Source organism: Streptomyces sp. H39-S7 (genome assembly GCF_027158205.1).
Taxonomy (GTDB): domain Bacteria; phylum Actinomycetota; class Actinomycetes; order Streptomycetales; family Streptomycetaceae; genus Actinacidiphila.
Genome location: NZ_JAPVLU010000015.1, coordinates 149,156 through 168,432, shown reverse-complemented (window position 1 = coordinate 168,432; position 19,277 = coordinate 149,156). Strand labels below are relative to the sequence as shown.

Sequence of the window (19,277 nt, the reverse complement as noted above, 5' to 3'; positions counted from 1 at the left end):
AGTGGATCCGCGACCCGGACCGCTTCCGCCGACCGTTCTTGATCTTGCTCCGCGAAAGGGTCGTTCATGAGAGTGCCTGATCTTCCCAGCGTAAGGTCGTTGCCGTACGCGGGATTGCCGAAGCCCTGGTTCGGGCACCGAGGAGCCGTCGATGCTGGACGAGAATTTGCTGCGCTCCGCGCGCCTGGCTGGTTACGGGACCGTGAGCACTCAGCTCTCCTTGCTGAGCGACCACCGGCTCGGGGAGGTCGTGACAGCCGCTACGACGCTCGGGTCGGGCATCGGCGGCAGGTCGGCAGAGCTGGACATTGACGGAACGCGCGTCTTCATCAAGCGGATCCCTTTGACGGACGCCGAATTGCGCCCGGAGAACGCGCGGTCGACGGCGAACGTCTTCGAACTGCCGATGTTCTACCAGTACGGGGTGGGCTCGGCCGGGTTCGGTGCCTGGCGGGAGCTTGCCGTGCACACCATGACCACGAACTGGGTTCTGGGCGACGAGTATGCGGGATTTCCCCTGATGTACCACTGGCGGGTTCTGCCTGACTCCGCTCCCGAAGGATCCACCGACGAGTTCGGGGGCCTGGAGGGGGCCGTCGCGCACTGGGAGGGATCTCCCGCCGTTCGTGACCGGCTGGAGGCCATCAACCAGTCCTCGTGCAGCCTGGTGTTTTTCCTGGAGCACGTGCCGCACACACTCGCCGGATGGCTGGCCGACCAGCGCAAAACCGCCGTGCCGGAAGACGGGGACAGCTCGCCCTTCCACTGGGTGGAGGAAGCCCTGATGAGCGGAGCTGCCTTCATGAGTTCTCATGGACTCGTCCACTTCGATGCTCACTTCGACAACATCCTGACCGATGGCCACCGGCTCTACTTCGCTGACTTCGGACTTGCCCTGAGCTCCCGCTTCGACCTTTCGGCGGAGGAGTCCACCTTTCTCTCGGACCACCTCGCATACGACCACTGCTACACCGCGAGCCACCTGCTCCAGCACCACTTGCTCGACGGCGTGCGCGGTGACACGGAACGCGAAGCCTTCCTGCACGACTGGATCGCGGGCCGGCGACCTGGCGACGTCCCGCCCGAGATCACGGCCATCATCGACCGGCACGCCCGCCCTACCATCGTCGTGGACTCCTTCTTCCGCCGTCTGCTCACCGAGAGCAAGCAGACGCCGTTCCCGGCCGCGGAGATCGAACGACAGTTGGGCGCCGGCGCGACGATTCCGAGCTGATCTACACCCTCGCCTCGGCTGTCCGGGCCGACCAGGGCGATGTCGGCGGGCGGATCGAGCAGGCCCGGTCCGGCCGGCGCTGCTTCCCTCGCATGCGGCCCCGACGGAAGCAGTGCGTCGAGCGCGGGGGCGGTTAACGGGAAGGCGCCGTACGGCGTTCGGGTCGAGCCGCACCGCCTGGCGGAGCGAGCCATCGTCGATACGGGTCGCCACCGCCCGCCCGCACCCCCCGCCGGAGGCCGGTTCCGCTCAGCGCCGGCCGGCCGAGCGGACATCAGGGGTCCGAGAGGAACGTGTCATCTCGATGTGGGCACCGCGGCCGGTGAGTTGGCGTCGTGGATGAGGAGGCGGGGCCTACCGCTGCCGTCGGCGGGCACGGACCATACGTCCCAGCCGCCTCCGTGGCGCGGCAGCCCGTACATCACGGTGTGGTCGTCGAGCCAGGCGGCCTGGTCGTCGACGCTGTGCTCCTCCGCCAGCGGGGTCTCCTTCATGGTGGCGAGGTCGAGGACGTAGAGGCGCCACGGCCTGTTGGCGCTGGCGTTGACCCTCTTCTTGAACACGATGCGGGTGTTGTCGGGCGACAAGGACGGGCATTCGGCGTTGGTCCGCAGGGTGTGGGCCGTCCACTTCCGGTAGTCGCCCTGGACCAGGTAGGTGCGGCCACCGGTCCGGACCGTGGCGTAGAAGGTGTTGTCGTCCGCGGCGAAGTTGACGCCCCAGTAGTTCAGGTCCGCGGCGTGGTACGGCTTTCCGTCGATGGTCAGCGGGATCTGCTCGATGCTGTCGAGCAGGCGGCCGGTCCTGGTGTCGAGGATCGAGGTCCGGGTCGAGAAGTCGTCCTTCAGGTAGGAGTCACCCTGCACGAAGGTGGTCCAGGAGATCATGGTCCCGCCGGCCGAGACCCGGGACCGGTTGGGGAACCCCTCAGTCTTGATCTGCCGCACCTGGTGCAGGTCGCGGTCGAGCACGGTGACGTGGGTGGAGGGGACGGGGCCCTTGCGCTGCATGCAGATGCCGGTGCCGTGGGCCGCGTAGAGCCGGTCGCACAGCACGGTGCCGGTGGTCCGCGGCGCGCCGGGGCGGTCGATGGGCACCGAGGCGATCCGGCCGAACGAGGCGCCCGGCGCGGTGTCGCGGAAGAGGATCTGCCCGGCCGTGTCCAGCCGTACGACCCCGCTCGCGCCGCCGGCGTCACCGGCGGCGCGGGAGCGCAGCACGTACCCGGTGACGGTGGTGACCGCGACGAGGGCCACCACCAGCAGGATCAGCAGCCGGTTCCTGGTGCTCATGCCGTGCTCTCCTTGCGCAGGGGAAGGATCACCAGCGCCGCCGCGATGGCGACGGCCAGGACGGTGAGGGCCACCTCGAGTGCGGTGTGCAGACCCCACCTGGACCACGCGGCGCCGAACAGCACCGAGGACGCCAGCGTGGCCAGCGACTGGCCCGTCTGGATCAGTGACATACCGGCGGCCCGCAGGTGTTCGGGCACCATCGGGCCGATGGCCGCCATCAGCACGCCGTCGGTGGCCGCGTAGAACAGCCCGTGCAGCACGAGCGTGGTGATGACCAGCACGGGACCGCCGACCGGTCCGAACAGCGCCAGGTAGGCGAGGAGCAGGGCTCCGTAGCCGGCGACGAACACCCGCAGACGCCCCAGCCGGTCGGCGAGTTGGCCGAGCGGCATCGCCATCAGCAGGTAGACGCCGGTGGTGCCCAGCGGCAGCAGCGGGAAGTACTCCGCGGGGATGTCCAGGCGCTGCTGGATGAGGAGGTAGACGAACGAGTCGCTGAGCGTCACCGCGCCGAGCAGCAGCACGCCGATGCCGACGCGGCGGAAGCCGGGACTGAGCAGCAGAGCGAGTACATCGCGTACGGTCGCCCGCTCGTGCCGTGCCAGCGGCTGCTGTCGGTCGCGGACGAACAGCGCCAGGATCACCAGCCCGAACGCGGCGACGCAGAAGCTGGCCACGAAGACCGTGTCGTACTGCCCGGGCGTCGCGAGCAGCAGCGCGAAGGCCGCCAACGGCCCGAGGAAGGCTCCGGTGGTGTCCAGCGCCCGGTGCGCGCCGAAGGACCGGCCCAGCGTCTGCGGGGTGCTGCTCAGCGAGATCAGCGCGTCCCGGGGGCCGGTGCGCAGCCCCTTGCCCGTGCGGTCGGCCGCGATCACAGCGCCGAGTGCCGGTACGGAGGAACCGGCCGCGAGCAGGCCCAGTTTGCACAGCGCCGACAGTGCGTATCCGCCGCCCGCCACCAGTTTGCGGCGCTGCCAGCGGTCGGCGGCGTGACCTCCCGCCACGCGGACGAGAGCGGTCACTCCGAAGTACATGCCGTTGAGCGCCCCGAACTGCAGGGGGCTCAGGCCGAGGGTGAAGATGACGTACATCGGCAGCACCGCGGTGATCATCTCGGAGGAGATGTCAGTGACCAGGCTGACTGATCCGAGCGCGAGCACATTGGATTCCACGCCCGCCCACGCCCGGCGCCGACCGGGGACGGCAGGAGTCTCGGGACCGGCAGGACCGGCGGGATCAGCAGCGGCAGGAGCCTCGGGAGCCTCGGCGGATGGGGGGCGGACGGCCCGGCTCGTCGAGATGTACATGACTGTCCTTTCTTGCGGACGCCTTTCCGATCGGGGGTCCGCCGGCCGGGGTGTTCCGGCCGGCGGACCCGTGAGCGGGAGGTGGGTCAGTCGCTGATCGTGTACGGGTCGCCGTAGACCTTCCACTGCAGCGGCGGGTTCAGGTTGAGGTTGCCGTTGCTGAGGAAGACCCGCTGTTCGGTGTCGACACGGCTGGTGTCCTCGTGCGCGGCCTCGGTGAGCATCGCCGCCTTGCGGGCGTCGAGGAACGCGTTGAGGTAGGTGGTCTCGTTGCCGCCCTGAGCCGGGGTCTTGGCCTTCTGCAGGGCGGCCTTGCGGATCCCGCCGAAGCTGGTCGCGTCATCGCCGGGGCCGTGCATCACGATGGCGTCGTAGTAGGCGAACTGGCCCAGAGCGTGCAGGCCGTCGGACTTCGCCTGGCTGACGGACGGGTTGAAGTACACCCGGTCGCGTTCGTCCTCCTGCGCCCGCTGGAAGACGGAGTCCTTGGCCGCGGTGTGCCATGCGGTCTCGAAGTTCGATCCCAGGCCGGTGTGCGAGGCGCTGCCGTTGACCTTCTCCAGTGCGGGAAGGTACGAGGCCAGAACGTTGCCGGGCTTCAGGTCGGTGTAGTGCCGGACGAGGTCGAGCATGTCCCCGGTACCGGAGCAGAAGCCGACGATCCCGGCGGTGTAGCCGCGGCCGTCGCCGATGTCCTCGATGTAGGTGTACTGGCTCTTCCAGTCCAGCGAGGAGTTCTCCGCACTGGAGACGAGCTCCATCGCGATCTCCTTCTTGCGCGGGTCCGTCAGGTCGGCGCCCGATCCGCCGGGCGGCGTGGTGGGGGCCGTCGTCGGCGGGGTCGTGGGCGGGGTCGTCGGGGGCGTGGTGGTCCCGGCGCCGTACACCTCGAACTCGTACAGCGAGTAGCCGTAGGCCGTGCCGCGCTGGGTACCGGACATGCGCACGTAGCGGCCGTGACCGCCGACGGTCAGGTCATCGGTGCCACCGTTGCCGGTGGTCGTGGAGTAGGCCGTCGTCCAGGTGGTGCCGTCCGTGGACGTCTGGATCTTGTACGACTTCCCGTACGCCGCTTCCCAGTTCAGCTTGACGCGGCTGAGTGGGGTGTCGGCCCCGAGGTCCACCGAGATCCACTGTGCGTCGGAGCCCTCCTTGCTGGCCCACCGTGTGGAGCTGCTGCCGTCCACGGCCTTGGCGCCGGCGAACGAGGTGCTCTCGGCGGACGAGGTGGTGGGGGGGTTCCCCGGGGCCTGTTACACGGCGCGGGTGGGGGGGGGGGTGGGGGGGGTGGTGGGAGGCGTCGTGGGCGGGGTGCCGGTCACGTCCCAGATGTCGGTGATCGGCTTCGCCGTGGCCGCGCTGCCCAGGGCGGGCAGCCCGTACATGTCCTCCAGCGTGCGCAGGATCGAGTAGTGGTTGTACTTGGTGCTGGAGGTGGCGCCCTTCTTGACGTTCGCACCGACGATCATGGTGGCGATCTTGTTGTCGGAGTCGTCGCCGTCGTTCTCGTCCCAGGTCAGGATGAGGGCGCTGTTGTGGGTCTTGGCCCACTGGATGTAGCCGTCGAAGTTCTTCTTCAGCCAGTCGTCGCCCCTCTTGACGCTGCCGTCGTGCATGTCGTTGTCGAGGTTCGGCACAACGAACGACACGTCGGGGAGCGTGCTGTAGTCCGTCGGGAAACGGCTGTAGCGCAGGTTCGAGGCCGCCGGGACGTTGGAGAAGTTCACCCAGCCGTTGTGCTTGCGGGCGTAGCCGTTGCTTCCGTCGTCGCCGCAGTCCTTCGAGCCGTCGGACGGCAGGTCCTCGGAGTAACCGACGAAGGAGTGCCCACGCGTCAGGAGCTGGTTTCCGAGGTTGTCCGACGCGTAGTCGTACGGACAGTTGTCGTCGTCGACGCCGTGCGTGGAGCCGGAGAAGAGCGCGATGTAGTTGCCCTGACTGGGGTGTGTCGTCCCGTGCATGTTGGAGAGCGACGCGCCCTGCTTGGCGAGGGAGTTGATGTACGGCGCGTTACTGCTGCCGACGACATCCTCGTAGAACTTGTTCTCCTCCGTCACGACCACGACGTGGTCGAACTGGGGGATCCCGTTGGCGGTCACAGCCGCCGGGGACGCCGTCGCGCTCTTCGTGCCGGACGGGGACGCGATAGCCGTCGCGGTCAGACCGAGCACACCCACGGCCACACTCATGCCGGCGGCGATGAGGGCGCGCCGGGACCGCCGGCCGCGTCGTGCGTGGGCGCCGCGCTCCCCGGACGGGGGGTCGGTGCTCGGGGAGCGCAGGGGAGGGTAGGGAGGGGTCATGCTGATCTCCTTGGACAAGGCGGTAGTGCTGGGTTCGGTGCGATGGACCTGAACTGCGCCTGGTCGGCAGTTGCGGCGGGCCCCCACGCGCGGGGAGGTAGCGCGTGCGGGCATGCGGCACTGCGGCGACAGGTGAGGCGGACTAGGGCCGCGGCGGCCGGGTCAGCTGCATTCACGAATGCAGGTGAGCGCGTCAGGTTCGGAACGTCCGCGCCGAGCCGCTGGCGGGATCCTATGGGATAGGAAAGTTAACTAACAGATGTTGGTGACCTCGAATGCAGAGCCCTTGGAGAAACGCGCAGCTCACCGGGTACGACCGCCGGGGAATCATCGGCTCCAGATCCCGCCGGCCCCGGTGCGAGGGCGTTCGACGGCCTTGTCGCGGTGGCTCAACGCCCTCACACTGACGTCACCCGGCGGCCCGCAGGACGCGTTGCCGGCTCACGGATGTCCTTCCGCGCAACGCGAGGACGCCGACCCGCGCAGCGGGTTTCAAGGAGGCTGACCGGCCGACCGGTCAGGGACCTGCTGCGCGTCGGTTCCGCGAGTCGGCTCCGTGCGTGAGTTCCGTGAGTCGGCTCTACGCGCCGGTTCTGTGAGCCGGTTCTGTGCGTCGGTCCTGTGGGTCACCCACGCCGTTCATCACGTGGCCCGGCCCTGGCCGCCCCACGGCCGCCGGTGTGCCCGAAGCTTCGCCGGAAGCGTGAGCGCGCTTCCCGTCCTCCCGCCCGCCGCCCCCCGAAAGAAGGACCGGTCCCTTGCGTACCCACTCGCGTACCCACTGGCGCAGAGCAGCCCACATCACCGCCGCCACCCTGACCGTCCTCGGGCTCGCCCTGGGCCTGGCCGGCGCACCGGCCTCGGCGCAGGACCAGCCCACGGTGCGGATCAACGAGATCGAGTCGAGTGACGGCAGCCCCGGCGACTGGATCGAACTCGTCAACACCGGGACAACCGCCGTCGACGTGTCCAAGTGGGTCGTCAAGGACAACGACAACGCGCACTCGTACAAAATCGCGTCCGGCACGACGCTGGCCGCGCACGCCTTCCTGGCGCTGAACGTCGAGTCGTCGTTCGGCCTCGGCAGCTCGGACTCCGCACGGTTGTTCCGGGCCAACGGCTCCACGCTGGTCGACTCCTTCACCTGGACCTCCCACGCCACCACCACCTACGGGCGGTGCACGGACGGCATCGGCGCGTTCACCACCACGACCGCCCCGACCAGGGGCGCGGCCAACGCCTGCGGCGGGGGCGGGCAGCCGTCCGACACCGTGTGGCCGGGCGGCACGGCGGTCACCATCGCCGACGGCTCGAACGTGTTCGGGGAGAACCTCAGCGGCCTGTCCTTCGAGAGCCCCGGTGTGCTGTGGGCGGTGGACAACGGCCCGAGCAAGCTCTACCGGCTGGTGCCCAACGGTGCGACCTGGCGCCCCGACCCGGCCGCCGGCTGGTCCTCGGGCAAGACCCTGCGCTACGCGGGCGGGAACGGCAGCCCCGACGCCGAGGGCGTGGTCGTCACCCCCGACGGCCTGTTCGTCGCCACCGAGCGCGACGACAGCAGCGGTTCCACCAGCCTGCCGAAGATCCTGCGCTTCGACACCTCCTCCACGGCGTCCTCGCTGAACGCGACCGCCGAGTGGAACCTCACCTCCGACCTGCCCTCCCTGCCGGCCAACTCCGGTCCCGAGGCCATCTCGTGGATACCGGACACGTTCCTGACCGCGCACGGCTTCCGCGACGAGCACACCGGCGCGGCCTACAACCCCACCGCCTACCCCGGCCATGGCAGCGGCCTGGTCTTCGCCGGTGTCGAGGACAACGGCACCGTCTACGCCTACGCCCTGAACTCCTCCGGCGGCGGCTACACCCGCATCGCCACCCTCCCGAGCGGCTTTCCCACGGTGATGGACCTGGAGTTCGAGCCCGGCACCGGACACCTCTGGGCGACCTGCGACGACACCTGCCAGGGCCGCGCCTCGACCCTCGACATCAACGCTCAGGGGAAGTTCACCGTCACCCACACCTACAACCGCCCCACGGGGATGGCCAACTACAACAACGAGGGCTTCGCCATCGCCCCTCAGTCCACCTGCACCGGCGGCCACAAGGCGGTCATCTGGTCCGACGACGGCAACGACGGCGGCCACGCACTCCGCGCGGGCACCCTGAACTGCACCTCCTGACACGGCACGGTGCAGCGGGGCTGCGGCTGTCCAGCCGCCGTCCCGCTGCGCCGTCGCAACCGCCACCTCCCGGCCACCTCCTGGCTCGTCATACTGTCGGTATGGAGATACACGCCACGGAGGACGCGCGGCGCTGGCTCGCCGAGCGGGGCGTTACCGAGGCCGGCGACGGGTGGGCCGACGTCGAGTCGGAGCATCCGCTCACCTGCAACGAGGTCGCGCACTCCTGGGCCGACGAGGTGTTCACCGACGAGGACCTGGACCGGGCCGGTCAAGTGAGGCTGGCCTTCGGGTTGCTGGATCTGCTCGACGACTACTGGGTGACGTGCGAGATCCGGTTCGCGGACCGAGGTGCGGAAGGGCCGCTGCCCGCCCACGTTCTGTGGGACGGATATCGCCGACGGCTGGAAGCGGACCGTGATCCCGAGGCCGTGACCTACTCGCTCTGGGTCGACTGGTTCGAGGACCGCGCCACCAGCGCGACGGCCTTCGCCGAGGTGCTCGGCAACGACATCGACCACATCGTGGCGGAGCCGACCTGCGGCACGCTCCTCCGCGCCGGCCGGGTCCTGGCCTGCTCAGGCCCCGTGCCCTGGCCCGTGAAACAGAAGGCCTACGAAGCGGCCGTGGCCCTCCCCGCCCTCCACCAACCCCTGTTCAGAGGCCTGCTGACCGGCTACCACGATATCTACGGCTGTCTGGAACCGGCGCCCGCCGAGGCGCTCCTCGCCCAGCTGCAACTGCCGACGACCACCCGGCACCTCGCGGAACTCCGGTCCGTGCTCGCCGCGGGACACAGAAACCACCGCTACAGTCCCGGCGCCTGGGAAGGGTAGGGCGGCTCGGTCGGGACGTTCCTGACGAACACGATGCCGTCGCTGTCCGCCAGTTGGGCCGGGTCCAGCGGGGCGTAGCCGAACCAGGGGGACACGCGCGGGGCGGGCCGTGGGTCGGCGAGGACGGTGGCCAGCCGCGGGGCGTCGACGACACAGCGGTCCTCCGGGAGCGCGTACAGGAGTCCTTCGACGGTGTCCGGCGGCGGTGTGCCCACTCCCTGGTGCCGGATCGTGCCGAGAGCCGTGGCCACGAAGGCGTATTCCTCGCCGAGCCGGGCGCTCACCAGCGCACCGGCGCTCCACCACTCCAGCGGCGCCCCGCCCATCCGCAGGGAGCTCTTGGCCCGTTGGAGGTGGGCGTTCTGGGCGTGGACGAGTGCCGGGCCGCGTTCGGCGACGGCCAGGAGGTTGTGCGCCATCATCTGGTCCCGCAGGCTCACCAGCCGGGTCATGCGGGCGGGTGAGGTGTCGGCCATCCAGTGGTGGTAGCGCAGCAGGCCGGTCGCGGTGCGCCCGTACAGGCACGCCCGGTCCCAGTCATCCCGCGAGGTCGTCGCGAGCAGGTGCGGTGTCTGCTGGTCGAGCAGGGCCGCCAGATCGTCGGCGAGCAGCCGCAGCCGGCCGGCATCGGCAGACTGCCCGGTGGACCGGGACGGGTCCATCATCGCGGCGGGTTCGATCCACCGGTCGTCGGCGCCGAGCAGGCGATCGAGTGTGTCCGCGGTGCAGGGCAGCAGCTCCGCGTCCACCTGGGCCGCGAGGTAGCCGTGGAGTGCGGTGAGCGCCTGCCGGGGGCTCGCGGCGTGCGTGATCTCCAGCGGGCCGTCGAAACCGGCGAAGCGGAGCAGCTCGGACGCGGGCCGTCCGTCGGTGTCGGCCCGGACGTTGTAGGCGCGCATCCAGCGCACGAGCTCGCGGTTGGCCGCGGAGGTCCCCCAGCCGTGGCTGATTCCCCGCTCCATGACGTCGTCGAGAGTGCCCGCGCCCGAGGTGACGTAGTCGTCGACGGCCAGGCCCATCACGCAGTCGCTCTCGATCGCGATCGTCCGGTACCCCTCCTGCTCGACGAGCTGCTGGAAGAGCTCGTTGCGCAGCTCGAGCAGAGCGTCCTCGCCGTGGGTCGGCTCCCCCAGGGCGAGGAGCCGGGGCCGGGCCGGGAGCAGCCGTATGACGGCGGCGGCGTCAACGGGATGGACGGTGTCCTTGATGGTGTCCTTGATGTCGGTAGCCATGCCTTCAACGCTATCGTTGAACCTTCGGTGGAGACTTGTGGAGATGTTCCGGCGCTATCGTCGGGTTCCATGGGGAGAAACCTTCAAAGCAAGGATCGGCTCAGGCCGGTCGATCTGGCGCGCGGGCACGGTCTGTCCACACAGGCGATCAGGAACTACGAGGAGGCCGGCATCCTGCCGGCCGCCGATCGCACACCCCACGGCTACCGCGTCTACACCTCACTGCACGCGGGGGCCCTGCGCACCTTCCTCGCTCTGGTGCCCGGCCACGGCCACCGGACGGCGACGTCGATCATGCGGGCCGTGAACCAGGGCGCGGACGAGGGGGCGTTCCACCTCATCGACGAGAGCCACGCCCAACTCCTCGACGACCGGCGGACCCTGCAGGCCGTGGAGCGCGCCCTGCGCGACCTGGAACCCGTCTCTGCGCTCGAGCCCGCCGCGGGCTCCGAGCCGGCCACGGTGTCCCCGCCCGGCGGCCTGTTCATCGGGCCGCTGGCGGACCGGCTCACCGTCCGTCCCGCGACGCTGCGCAAATGGGAGCGCGCCGGGCTGGTGCGCCCGAGCCGCGACCCGCGGACCGGGTACCGCGTCTACGACGAGGCCGACGTACGGGACGCCCGGCTGGCCCACCAGCTCCGGCGGGGCGGCTACCTGCTGGAGCAGATCGCTCCACTGATCGCCCAGGTGCGGTCGGCCGGAGGGCTGGAGCCGCTGGAGGCCGCGCTGCGCGACTGGCACGCTCGGCTGTCCGCCCGCGGGCGGGCGATGCTGACCGGGGCCGCGGAGCTGGAGAGCTTTCTTCGCGAGCGGGGATAGGACCCCGGTCATCGGCCGGACACCGCACCTCCATTCCGCCGGCGCACCAGCAGCGGCCCGTCGCCTCCGGGCACCACCGGCCCGCTCGGCACCATCGGTGGGGAATCCGGTGCACAGAGTGATCTGCCTCACAAGATGTCACGGGAGTCGGGCAGGCGGTGTCTTGTGCCCGAACGCTGGCAACGAAGGAGGACACCGTGACTGGGAACACCGATGTGGTCGTGATCGGCGGAGGGTACGCAGGCGTGATGGCGGCCAATCGCCTCAGGCAGCGCGACGACGTGACCGTGACGCTGATCAACCCGCGCCGGAACTTCGTCGAGCGGATCCGCCTGCACCAACTGGTGGGCGGATCCGACGACGCTGTCGTCGAGTACACAGAGGTGCTGCGCGAGGGCACCGCGCTGGTGGTCGACAGCGTGACCCGGATCGACCCGGCCGCGCGCAGCGTGGCGCTGGCATCGGGTGGCACGGTCGGCTACGACTATCTGGTCTACGCGGTCGGCAGCGGCAGCGCCGACCCGCGGGTGATCGGAGCGGCGGAGTTCGCGTACCCGATCGCGAGCCTGGAGGAGGCGCGGCGGCTGCGGCCGGTCCTCGACGCCGCGCCCGCCACAGCAGCGGTGACCGTGGTCGGAGCGGGTCCGACCGGTATCGAGACCGCCGCCGAGCTGGCGGAGGCGGGGCGCGCGGTGACCCTGGTGTGTGGCGGGGTGCTCGGCCCGTATCTGCACCGGCGGGGCCGGCGCGCGGTCGCGAAGCGGCTGGCCGAACTCGCGGTGACCGTGATCGACGGTCCCGACACGAAGGTGACGGCTGTGACCCGCGCGGCCGTGCGGCTCAGCGACGGCCGCGAGCTGCCGAGCGATGTGACGATCTGGACCGCCGGATTCGGCGTGCCGGACCTGGCCGCCCGCAGCGGGCTGAGCACCGACGACGTGGGCCGCCTGCGCACGGACGAGACCCTGACCAGCGTGGACGACGAGCGCATCGTCGCTGCAGGCGACTCGGCGGCGCCGTCGGATCTGCCGCTGCGGATGAGCTGCCAGGCCGCGATGCCGCTGGGCGCGCGGGCCGCCGACACGGTGCTCAGCCGGATCGCGGGTGAGCGGCCCGCGACCCTCAACCAGGTGTTCGCCGGACAGTGCATCAGCCTGGGCCGACGCGCCGGGATCTTCCAGTTCGCCCACCGGTACGACGTCGCGGTGTGGCTCCACGTCGCCGGGCGCCCGGGCGCGCGGGTCAAGGAGTTCATCTGCAAGGGCATCGTGAAGTACATGTCCGATGAGGCGGCCAAGCCCGGCTCCTACTCCCTGCACCGCGTCCCGGGAGGGTCCAAGCGCCGGCAACTGCTCCGGACCCCGCGCGGCAAGGCACCGGCCGCCGCCGAGCGGGCGGCGTAGGGGGGCATAGGTCGGCACGCGTGGTCGATCCGCTCGGACCGCGACGGCCCGGCGCGCGGGTGGTGCCTCCCCCCTCGCGGCTGCCCGAACGGGTGCGTCATGATCGAGCGGCCACCGACGGACGGGACCGCACTGCGGAGGCACGCCGAAAAGCCGCCGGCCACCGGGCCCGGCCGCGAAGGAGAAGGGGTCGAGAGATGAGTGACCAGGCCACTGACCCGGCGACGGAGACGTTCGTCGCCCACCGGAACCTGCTCTTCACCGTCGCCTACGAGATGCTCGGATCGGCGGCCGACGCCGAGGACGTCCTCCAGGAGACCTGGTTGCGGTGGGTCAAGGTCGACTTGGAGGAGGTGCGCGACCAACGCGCCTACCTGGTCCGGATCACCACCCGACAGGCGCTCAACCGGCTGCGCACGATGAGTCGGCGCAGAGAGGCCTACGTCGGTCCCTGGCTGCCCGAGCCGATGCTCACCGCACCGGACGTGGCCGACGATGTCGAGCTCGCCGAGAGTGTGTCGATGGCGATGATGCTCATCCTCGAGACGCTGTCGCCGACCGAGCGCGCGGTGTTCGTACTGCGCGAGGCCTTCGACGTCGGCTACGACGAGATCGCGGCCGCCCTCGACAAGACCCCCGCGGCCGTCCGCCAGATCGCGCACCGCGCCCGGCAGCACGTCGACGCGCGCCGCCCTCGCCAGGTGGTCTCCCCCAGCCAGGCCCGGGCGGCCCTGGCGTCGTTCCAGCGCGTGCTCGACACCGGGAATCCGCAGGACCTGCTCGACGTACTGGCCCCGGACGTCGTCCTGGTGAGCGACGGCGGCGGCTTCCGGCAGGCCGCGCTGCGGCCGATTGTCGGCGCCGAGAAGGTGACCCGCTTCCTGCTCGGTGCTCTCGGCAAGAACGACCTTCCGGTCACCGTCGCTCCCACGATGGTCAACGGCAGCCCGGCACTCCTCGTCCGCCTGGACGGCGAGCTCGACGGCATCATCGCGATCCGCCTCGAGGACGCCCGCATCACCGGCCTCTACTACGTCCGCAACCCCGAAAAGCTGTCCCGCGTCGAATCCGAGACCCGGCTCACCCGGCGGTGAGGCCCGGCTCCGCGACAGCCACCCAGAAAGGCAGAGCAGAAGTGAAGATCGTGGCAGACGACCTCTCCGGCCCGGAGATCGCCCGCTTCCTCGACGAGCACGTCCGGCAGATGCGGTCCATCACGCCGCTGGAGAGCAAGCACGCCCTCGATCTCGACGGGCTCCGCCGGCCCGGGATCACTTTCTGGTCGGTCCTGGACGGCGAGACCCTGGTGGGCTGCGGCGCGATCAAGAGGCTGGACGCGGGCCATGCGGAGCTGAAGGCGATGCGGACCAGTCCGGCCCGCAAGCGGAGCGGGATCGCGTCGCTGCTGCTGGCGCACATCATCGCCGAGGCCGAGCTCGCGGGCTTCACCCGGCTGAGCCTGGAGACGGGCGCGGCCGAGTTCTTCCTTCCCGCGAGGAAGCTGTACGAGAAGTTCGGGTTCACCTACTGCGAGCCGTTCGCGGAGTACCGGCCCGACCCCAGCAGCGCGTTCATGACCAGGACTCTCTGAACGACCTCGGATCATTCGTGCGGCCCGCCCCCTGCCGGGCGGGCCGCACGCGTTCCCGGGTGGTTACGGCGTGATCGCGCTGCCGCCGAAGGTCACCACAAGGCGGCCGTCGGTGGCGAAGGACCAGTGCAGGGCGCCGGAGTACGCGGAGCACCGGGATCCGTTCGAGCCGGTCCAGAACTGGTTCGAGCTGTCGGCGTCGCCGATGGTCTTGTCGTTCGACCCGCTGGCGCTGCGGCACGAGACGTTGTTGCGGAACACCGAGGTGCCGGCGTCGAACGAGTAGTTGCGCTCGTCGTTGTCGATGCTGACGTTGTCGGACACCGTCATGGAGCCGGGGTTGCTGTTGTACGTGAACCCGTGGTGGCCGTTGTCGTAGGCGATGTCGCGCCGGACGATGTGGTTGACCTTGATGTCGTCGCCGCCGAGTTTGTAGCCGTTGCGGTCTCCGTTGGTGTTCTGAGTGCCGTCGCTGAGGGTCCCGTTGCTGAAGGAGAGGGAGTCCTCGATGGTCACCGGGCCGATGGGGCCCGTGTCGGTCTTGGTGTAGAGGTCCCAGCCGTCGTCGATGTTGTGGTGCGACACGTCGTAGCGGAACACGTTCCCGGGGCCGGAGGTGAGTTTGGCGGCGAAGCCGTCGGCGTTCTCACCGCCGGAGTCGGCGTTGTCGTGCGACTCCGAGCTGAGGACGAGGTTGTTGGCGGGCCACTGGTCCTTGGGGGTGGTGGAGGCCGCGCGGGAGATCTGCAGTCCCGAGTCCCGGTTGAAGCGCGTCACCGTGCGCTCGATGATGTTGTTGCTGCCGCCCACGAAGATCCCGTTGTCGCCGGCGTGCTCGACGACGATGCCGTTGACGCGCCAGTACGACCCGTTCAGGGCGAGACCGCGGTTCGCCGGGTCCTCGGCCATGGCGGAGAAGTTCAGTACCGGGGTCTCACCCGGATAGGCCGACAACTGCGTGCGGTTGGCGGAGGTGCCGTTGTTGCCCGGCGGAACGGTGATGGTCTGCGCGTAGTGGTAGGTCCCGCCGCGCAGGTAGATCGTTCCGCCGGGGGTGACGCGGGTGATCGCCGAGGCGAGCGTCGTCGGGGCCGACTGCGTGCCGGCCGCGCCGTCGGTGCCGTTCGGCGCCACGTACACCGCTGATCCGGTCGGCGGCGTGGTGGTGCCGGCCTCGACGTCGAGGTAGTCGAGGTTGGGCAGGCCCGCGGAGGTGGTGGGGGTGAGCCGGACGGTGTTGCTGCCCGCGTTCACCGGCACCGTAAGGGTAGTCGTCGCCCACGCCGACCAGGTGCTGGTGCCCTCGAACGACGCGGAGGCGGCCGCCGAGCCGTTCACCGTGACGGCGGCGGGCCTGGCGACGGTGGTTCCGTTGGCGAAGCGGACCTGCACCGTGGCCGTGCCCGCGGTGGCGGCGGTCACCGTGAACTGGGCGAAGGCGCCGGTCGCGTTGTTGGCGTTGCAGAACCCGCTGCCGGAGTAGCCGGCCCAGTTGGAGTCGATGGTGCCGGTGCAGATCGCGGGCGAGTTCTCGGCCTCATAGCGAGTGGGGGCGGCCTGTGCGGTGGTGCCGGACAGAGCGACGAGCGTGCCTGCCAGCAAGCTGACGCACGCGATGACGGGTCGTAATTGCATCTGTTGTCTCCAGTTGATCGGCTCGCCCGTCCACGGGTTCGGCGCCGGGACGTCGAGGAACCACGCGGCGGTTGACGGCAGGAGCGGTCCGGACGGACACTGCTACCATCCGGAGAAAGCGCTTTCCCCGGACGGTAGAGGCTGGCCTTCGACGGGGTCAATAGACGCGTACGTGATTCCGGTTCACTTACATGAACCCAGGGATGTGAATGCGTGCCATCTCCCGGACCACCGCGACCACCTCCGGCCGGCCGCCGCGACCGACTACGGCACCGCCGCCACGAGATTCGCCTACGAACGGGCCAGGCCGTGGAGATCGGCCCAGGCGCTGATCGCCGCGGCCAACTCGTCGGGGCGGTCCTCCGGGGAGTGGTGGCCGGCCAGGCCGAGACGGGAGACCTCCAGCCCCGCGATGTTCTGCTCGCACCAGGCCACGGCTCCGCGATCGGTCATCGCGCCGGGGCCCGGCTCGAACGCGGCGAGCAGCTTGGGGACGTCGGGACTCGTGGCCAGCCAGGCGTCGTAGCGCACGATGCGGGCCACGACGTCGGCGGGCTCGGCGTCCAACGGCATCATGCGCGTCCACGCCAGGATCGGCCGGCGGCTGTGCGGGGTCGGGAAGGGGCGCCGGTACACCTCCAGGTCGGCGGGATCCAGCGGCGTGGCGAGCGTGTCCCCGAGCCCCTCGATGAACAGCGACTTCTCCAGGATCATCTCCTCGCCCACCCCCGGAGTGCGCAGCAGGGTGAACAACTCCCGTCCGGCAGCCGGGAACTCGTCGCCGATCAGCGGCTTGACGATCGTCTCGGTGAACGCGAGGCCGCGCACGCTGCCGGGCAGGCGGGCGGCGCGGTCGAAGGCGAGCGCCCCGCCCCAGTCGTGGCCGACGAGGACGGCCTCCTCCAGGCCGAGGGCGTCGAACCACGCGTCGAGGTAGCGCGCGTGGTCGTCGAAGGAGTAGGCGAGGTCGGGCTTGCCGGACTCCCCCATGCCGATGAGGTCGGGAGCCAGCAGCCGGCGGCCGGGCGCGGCCACGCCCGGCAGGACGTTGCGCCACAGGTGGGAGGAGGTGGGGTTGCCGTGGAGGAAGACGAACGGCAGCCCGTCCGGGTCGCCGGACTCGCGGTAGTGAACGGTGGACTCGAGGACGGGGAGCGTGGGCATGTGAGGTCACATCGCTTTCAGTACGGGGAGGTCGAGGTTCAGGACGCGGTCGACGGCGATCTCGATGACGACCAGATCCGGTGGGGCGGGCGGAGCCGTCCGGTAGCGGGCGGTGTAGCGGCGGACCGCCTCGGCCAGGCGCCCGGGGTCGTCGGTGACGGCGGCCCGGCCTTCGAGGGTGACCCAGCGGAATCCGTCCGCCTGGCAGAGCGCCACCCGGGCCGCCGGGCCGGCCGCCACCACATTGCGGGCCTTGCGGGCTCCCGCCCGGGTGGTCACCCGGGCCAGGCCGGCGCTCGCGTCGAAGGTGAAACGGACGGGGGTGACGTGCGGGGTGCCATCGGGACGGAGGGTGGTGAAGGTGGCCGGGTGGGCCTGGGCCAGGAACGTCCTTTGCGTGGCCGGGAGTTCGACCGTCGCGCGGCTCACTTCTTCTTCACGCCCTCGTTCCAGACCAGCTTGGCGATGTTCGGCTTCACTGCCGTGGTGATGACGCCCATGGCCGTGCGCACGTACCGTCGCTCCGCCAGCTCGCGCACCATGGCGGCAGCGAGGTCGGCGCGGGCGGTGAAGACGCCGTCGGCGCTGGTCTCCGCGGTGTGGTAGCTCGTGACGACGGGGTGCTCGAACAGGCCGGAGGGCCGCACGAGGGTCCAGTCGAGGCCGGACCGGCGGATCACGTCCTCCATGCGGCGCATGTCCTCGTGGACCGGTCGGGCGAGGCGCCGGTTCACCAGCGGGTCGAAGACGTGGTTGAAGAAGTGCGCACCGGTGGGGCGCCAGTTCGGGTCGGCGATGCTGGAGCTGACGGCGAGCAGCCGCTTGACGCCGTGGTGTTCCATCGCCGCGATGATGGCGGTCGCGCTCGCCGAGTAGGTGGTGACCGCCTGCTTGCCGGGACGTGCGCCCAGCGCGGACAGAACGGCGTCCGTTCCGGCGATCGCGGCGTCGACGGCCGCCGGGTCGGTGGCGTCGGCGACGGCCACGGTCAGGCCGGGCCGTGCGGTGAGGGAGCCGGGGCGGCGGGTCACGGCGACGACGTCGTGGCCGGCTGCGAGGGCCTGTTCGGTGAGGTGGCGGCCGGTCGGTCCGTTGGCGCCGAAGACTGCGATACGCATGGTGTCGGGTCGTCCCTTCGAGTGGTTGGTGGAACGCCCTTGACTGTGCCGATCATGAAACGCAAGCTCAACGGTGATGAATAACGCCGACCTCGCCCCCGCCCGCACCCGGGGCCGCCCCCGCGGCAGGCCGCCGACTCGCGAGTCGATCGTCCTGGCGGCCCGCGCGCTGTTCCTGGAGCGCGGCTACCGGCGCACCACCCTGCGGGCGGTGGCGGGCGCCGCCGGGGTCGACGCGGCACTGATCGCGTACCACTTCGGCTCGAAGAAAGGCCTGTTCGCGGACGTGATGCAGTTCCAGTGCGCGAACGCGCTGGCGGTGGACGACGTCCTCGGCGGCGACCCCGCCTCCCTTCCCGACCGCCTGATCGAGGCGGTGACCGGCCTGTGGGAGGACGCCGACTTCCGGCAGCTCACCGTCCGGGGTGACGAGGCCGCCGAGGTGATCCGCGAATACCTGGAACACGAGCTGCTGGCCCGTCTTGTTGAATTCATCGGCGGACGGGACGCGACCGCCCGCGCCACGGCCGTGGTGACGATCCTCGGCGGTCTGATCTACACCCGCTACCTCAATCCCCTCCCCTCCCTCGCCGCCCTCACCCCCTCCGAAGCCCGCCGCGTCCTCGTCCCGGCCCTGCGCGCGGCCCTGGCTCCCCGACCACGCACCACGGCCACCACCCGGACAGGCCGCTGAGTCAGGGCGCGTAGCGGTTCACCGGCCCATGTCAGTGGCCGACCGCATACTGGCGGCCATGCGGATAACGGAGCACGCACTGAAACGGGCCTGGCACGGGATCGCTGTGGGCTCCGACCTGCTCGATGACGCCACGCTCCCGCCGACGGGCACCTCACCCGAGCAGTGCGCGGAGCGTGCGGGTGATGCCGACGCCCTCTTCCTCGTTGTGGACCAGGACGGCACAGTCCGCGGCCACCACGGTCCCTACCGGGAAGTCTTCGCGACTCAGGATCTCGATCAGGTGCTGTACTTCGCCGCGGAGGAAGCGGTGCGCCGGCTCGCCGAGCACATCGTCGCCCACACCCCGGGCCGCGGTCCGGTCGCCAACCTCGTTCCCCGGCGCGACATCCAGGAGGGAACGGTCCGGGCCGCGCAGTGGGCACGCGGCAGCGGTTGAGGCGAACGGTGCGGCCCCGGGCCG

General features: G+C 70.4%; 17 protein-coding genes and 1 pseudogene. 9 read left to right on the top strand and 9 right to left on the bottom strand.

What is annotated here, in order from left to right; genetic code table 11:
• The first annotated feature begins 151 nt into the window (after positions 1 to 151).
• Positions 152 to 1,234, top strand: coding sequence for a protein kinase family protein (locus O3X23_RS17030; RefSeq protein WP_269272238.1), 1,083 nt, complete (start codon positions 152 to 154; stop codon positions 1,232 to 1,234).
• A 296-nt stretch (positions 1,235 to 1,530) separates the two neighbouring features.
• On the opposite strand, the gene O3X23_RS17025 is transcribed toward O3X23_RS17030, so the two are convergent.
• The 4 genes and pseudogenes from O3X23_RS17025 to O3X23_RS17005 form a co-directional block, all read right to left on the bottom strand.
• Positions 1,531 to 2,526 carry a TolB family protein gene (locus O3X23_RS17025; RefSeq protein WP_269272237.1) on the bottom strand — a complete coding sequence of 332 codons (996 nt, stop codon included), beginning with the start codon at positions 2,524 to 2,526 and terminating at the stop codon, positions 1,531 to 1,533.
• Complete coding sequence (locus O3X23_RS17020) at positions 2,523 to 3,836, bottom strand: MFS transporter (protein WP_269272236.1); 1,314 nt, start codon at positions 3,834 to 3,836, stop codon at positions 2,523 to 2,525. Before O3X23_RS17020 ends, O3X23_RS17025 begins: the two co-directional genes overlap by 4 nt.
• 86 nt (positions 3,837 to 3,922) lie before the next feature.
• Positions 3,923 to 5,056: pseudogene (locus O3X23_RS44200) on the bottom strand (chitosanase); the annotation flags it as partial.
• Between the two features lie 33 nt (positions 5,057 to 5,089).
• A complete protein-coding gene (locus tag O3X23_RS17005; protein ID WP_269272234.1) occupies positions 5,090 to 6,139 on the bottom strand; it encodes an alkaline phosphatase family protein in 1,050 nt (349 codons plus the stop codon).
• Positions 6,140 to 6,897: 758 nt separating this feature from the next.
• On the opposite strand from O3X23_RS17005, the gene O3X23_RS17000 reads away from it, so the two are divergent.
• Together O3X23_RS17000 and O3X23_RS16995 are read left to right on the top strand one after the other, a co-directional pair.
• On the top strand, positions 6,898 to 8,322 hold the full coding sequence (locus O3X23_RS17000) for a lamin tail domain-containing protein (protein ID WP_269272233.1): 1,425 nt from the start codon (positions 6,898 to 6,900) through the stop codon (positions 8,320 to 8,322).
• Between the two features lie 101 nt (positions 8,323 to 8,423).
• Positions 8,424 to 9,158 (top strand): hypothetical protein, encoded by a 735-nt coding sequence (locus O3X23_RS16995; protein WP_269272232.1) that lies wholly within the window; start codon positions 8,424 to 8,426, stop codon positions 9,156 to 9,158.
• Here O3X23_RS16995 and O3X23_RS16990 read toward each other — a convergent pair.
• Complete coding sequence (locus tag O3X23_RS16990) at positions 9,131 to 10,390, bottom strand: erythromycin esterase family protein (RefSeq protein ID WP_269272231.1); 1,260 nt, start codon at positions 10,388 to 10,390, stop codon at positions 9,131 to 9,133. The two genes, O3X23_RS16995 and O3X23_RS16990, sit on opposite strands and share 28 nt — an antisense overlap.
• A 69-nt stretch (positions 10,391 to 10,459) precedes the next feature.
• On the opposite strand from O3X23_RS16990, the gene O3X23_RS16985 reads away from it, so the two are divergent.
• The 4 genes from O3X23_RS16985 (at position 10,460) to O3X23_RS16970 (ending at position 14,203) form a co-directional block, all read left to right on the top strand.
• Entirely contained in the window at positions 10,460 to 11,209 is a 750-nt protein-coding gene (locus O3X23_RS16985) for a TioE family transcriptional regulator (RefSeq protein ID WP_269272230.1), read from the top strand.
• 197 nt (positions 11,210 to 11,406) lie between these two features.
• Positions 11,407 to 12,612: an NAD(P)/FAD-dependent oxidoreductase gene (locus tag O3X23_RS16980; protein ID WP_269272229.1), complete on the top strand. Its 1,206-nt coding sequence runs from the start codon at positions 11,407 to 11,409 to the stop codon at positions 12,610 to 12,612.
• A gap of 197 nt (positions 12,613 to 12,809) precedes the next feature.
• Positions 12,810 to 13,706, top strand: a complete 897-nt coding sequence (locus O3X23_RS16975; RefSeq protein ID WP_269272227.1) for an RNA polymerase sigma-70 factor — start codon at positions 12,810 to 12,812, stop codon at positions 13,704 to 13,706.
• Between the two features lie 41 nt (positions 13,707 to 13,747).
• Positions 13,748 to 14,203: a GNAT family N-acetyltransferase gene (locus tag O3X23_RS16970; RefSeq protein ID WP_269272226.1), complete on the top strand. Its 456-nt coding sequence runs from the start codon at positions 13,748 to 13,750 to the stop codon at positions 14,201 to 14,203.
• A gap of 63 nt (positions 14,204 to 14,266) precedes the next feature.
• On the opposite strand, the gene O3X23_RS16965 is transcribed toward O3X23_RS16970, so the two are convergent.
• The 4 genes from O3X23_RS16965 to O3X23_RS16950 all read right to left on the bottom strand — a co-directional run bounded on the left by O3X23_RS16965 (position 14,267) and on the right by O3X23_RS16950 (position 18,120).
• Positions 14,267 to 15,838, bottom strand: coding sequence for a carbohydrate-binding protein (locus O3X23_RS16965; RefSeq protein WP_269272225.1), 1,572 nt, complete (start codon positions 15,836 to 15,838; stop codon positions 14,267 to 14,269).
• Positions 15,839 to 16,129: 291 nt separating this feature from the next.
• Positions 16,130 to 17,002, bottom strand: coding sequence for a haloalkane dehalogenase (locus O3X23_RS16960; RefSeq protein WP_269272224.1), 873 nt, complete (start codon positions 17,000 to 17,002; stop codon positions 16,130 to 16,132).
• 6 nt (positions 17,003 to 17,008) lie between these two features.
• Positions 17,009 to 17,431, bottom strand: a complete 423-nt coding sequence (locus O3X23_RS16955) for a pyridoxamine 5'-phosphate oxidase family protein (RefSeq protein ID WP_443047867.1) — start codon at positions 17,429 to 17,431, stop codon at positions 17,009 to 17,011.
• Positions 17,428 to 18,120 carry an NAD(P)-dependent oxidoreductase gene (locus tag O3X23_RS16950; RefSeq protein ID WP_269272223.1) on the bottom strand — a complete coding sequence of 231 codons (693 nt, stop codon included), beginning with the start codon at positions 18,118 to 18,120 and terminating at the stop codon, positions 17,428 to 17,430. The genes O3X23_RS16955 and O3X23_RS16950 overlap by 4 nt, the downstream gene beginning before the upstream one ends.
• Positions 18,121 to 18,196: 76 nt before the next feature.
• Between O3X23_RS16950 and O3X23_RS16945 the strand changes: the two genes are divergently transcribed.
• Together O3X23_RS16945 and O3X23_RS16940 are read left to right on the top strand one after the other, a co-directional pair.
• Complete coding sequence (locus tag O3X23_RS16945) at positions 18,197 to 18,814, top strand: TetR/AcrR family transcriptional regulator (protein ID WP_269272222.1); 618 nt, start codon at positions 18,197 to 18,199, stop codon at positions 18,812 to 18,814.
• Positions 18,815 to 18,872: 58 nt separating this feature from the next.
• A complete protein-coding gene (locus tag O3X23_RS16940) occupies positions 18,873 to 19,253 on the top strand; it encodes a hypothetical protein (RefSeq protein WP_269272221.1) in 381 nt (126 codons plus the stop codon).
• Positions 19,254 to 19,277 lie beyond the last annotated feature (24 nt).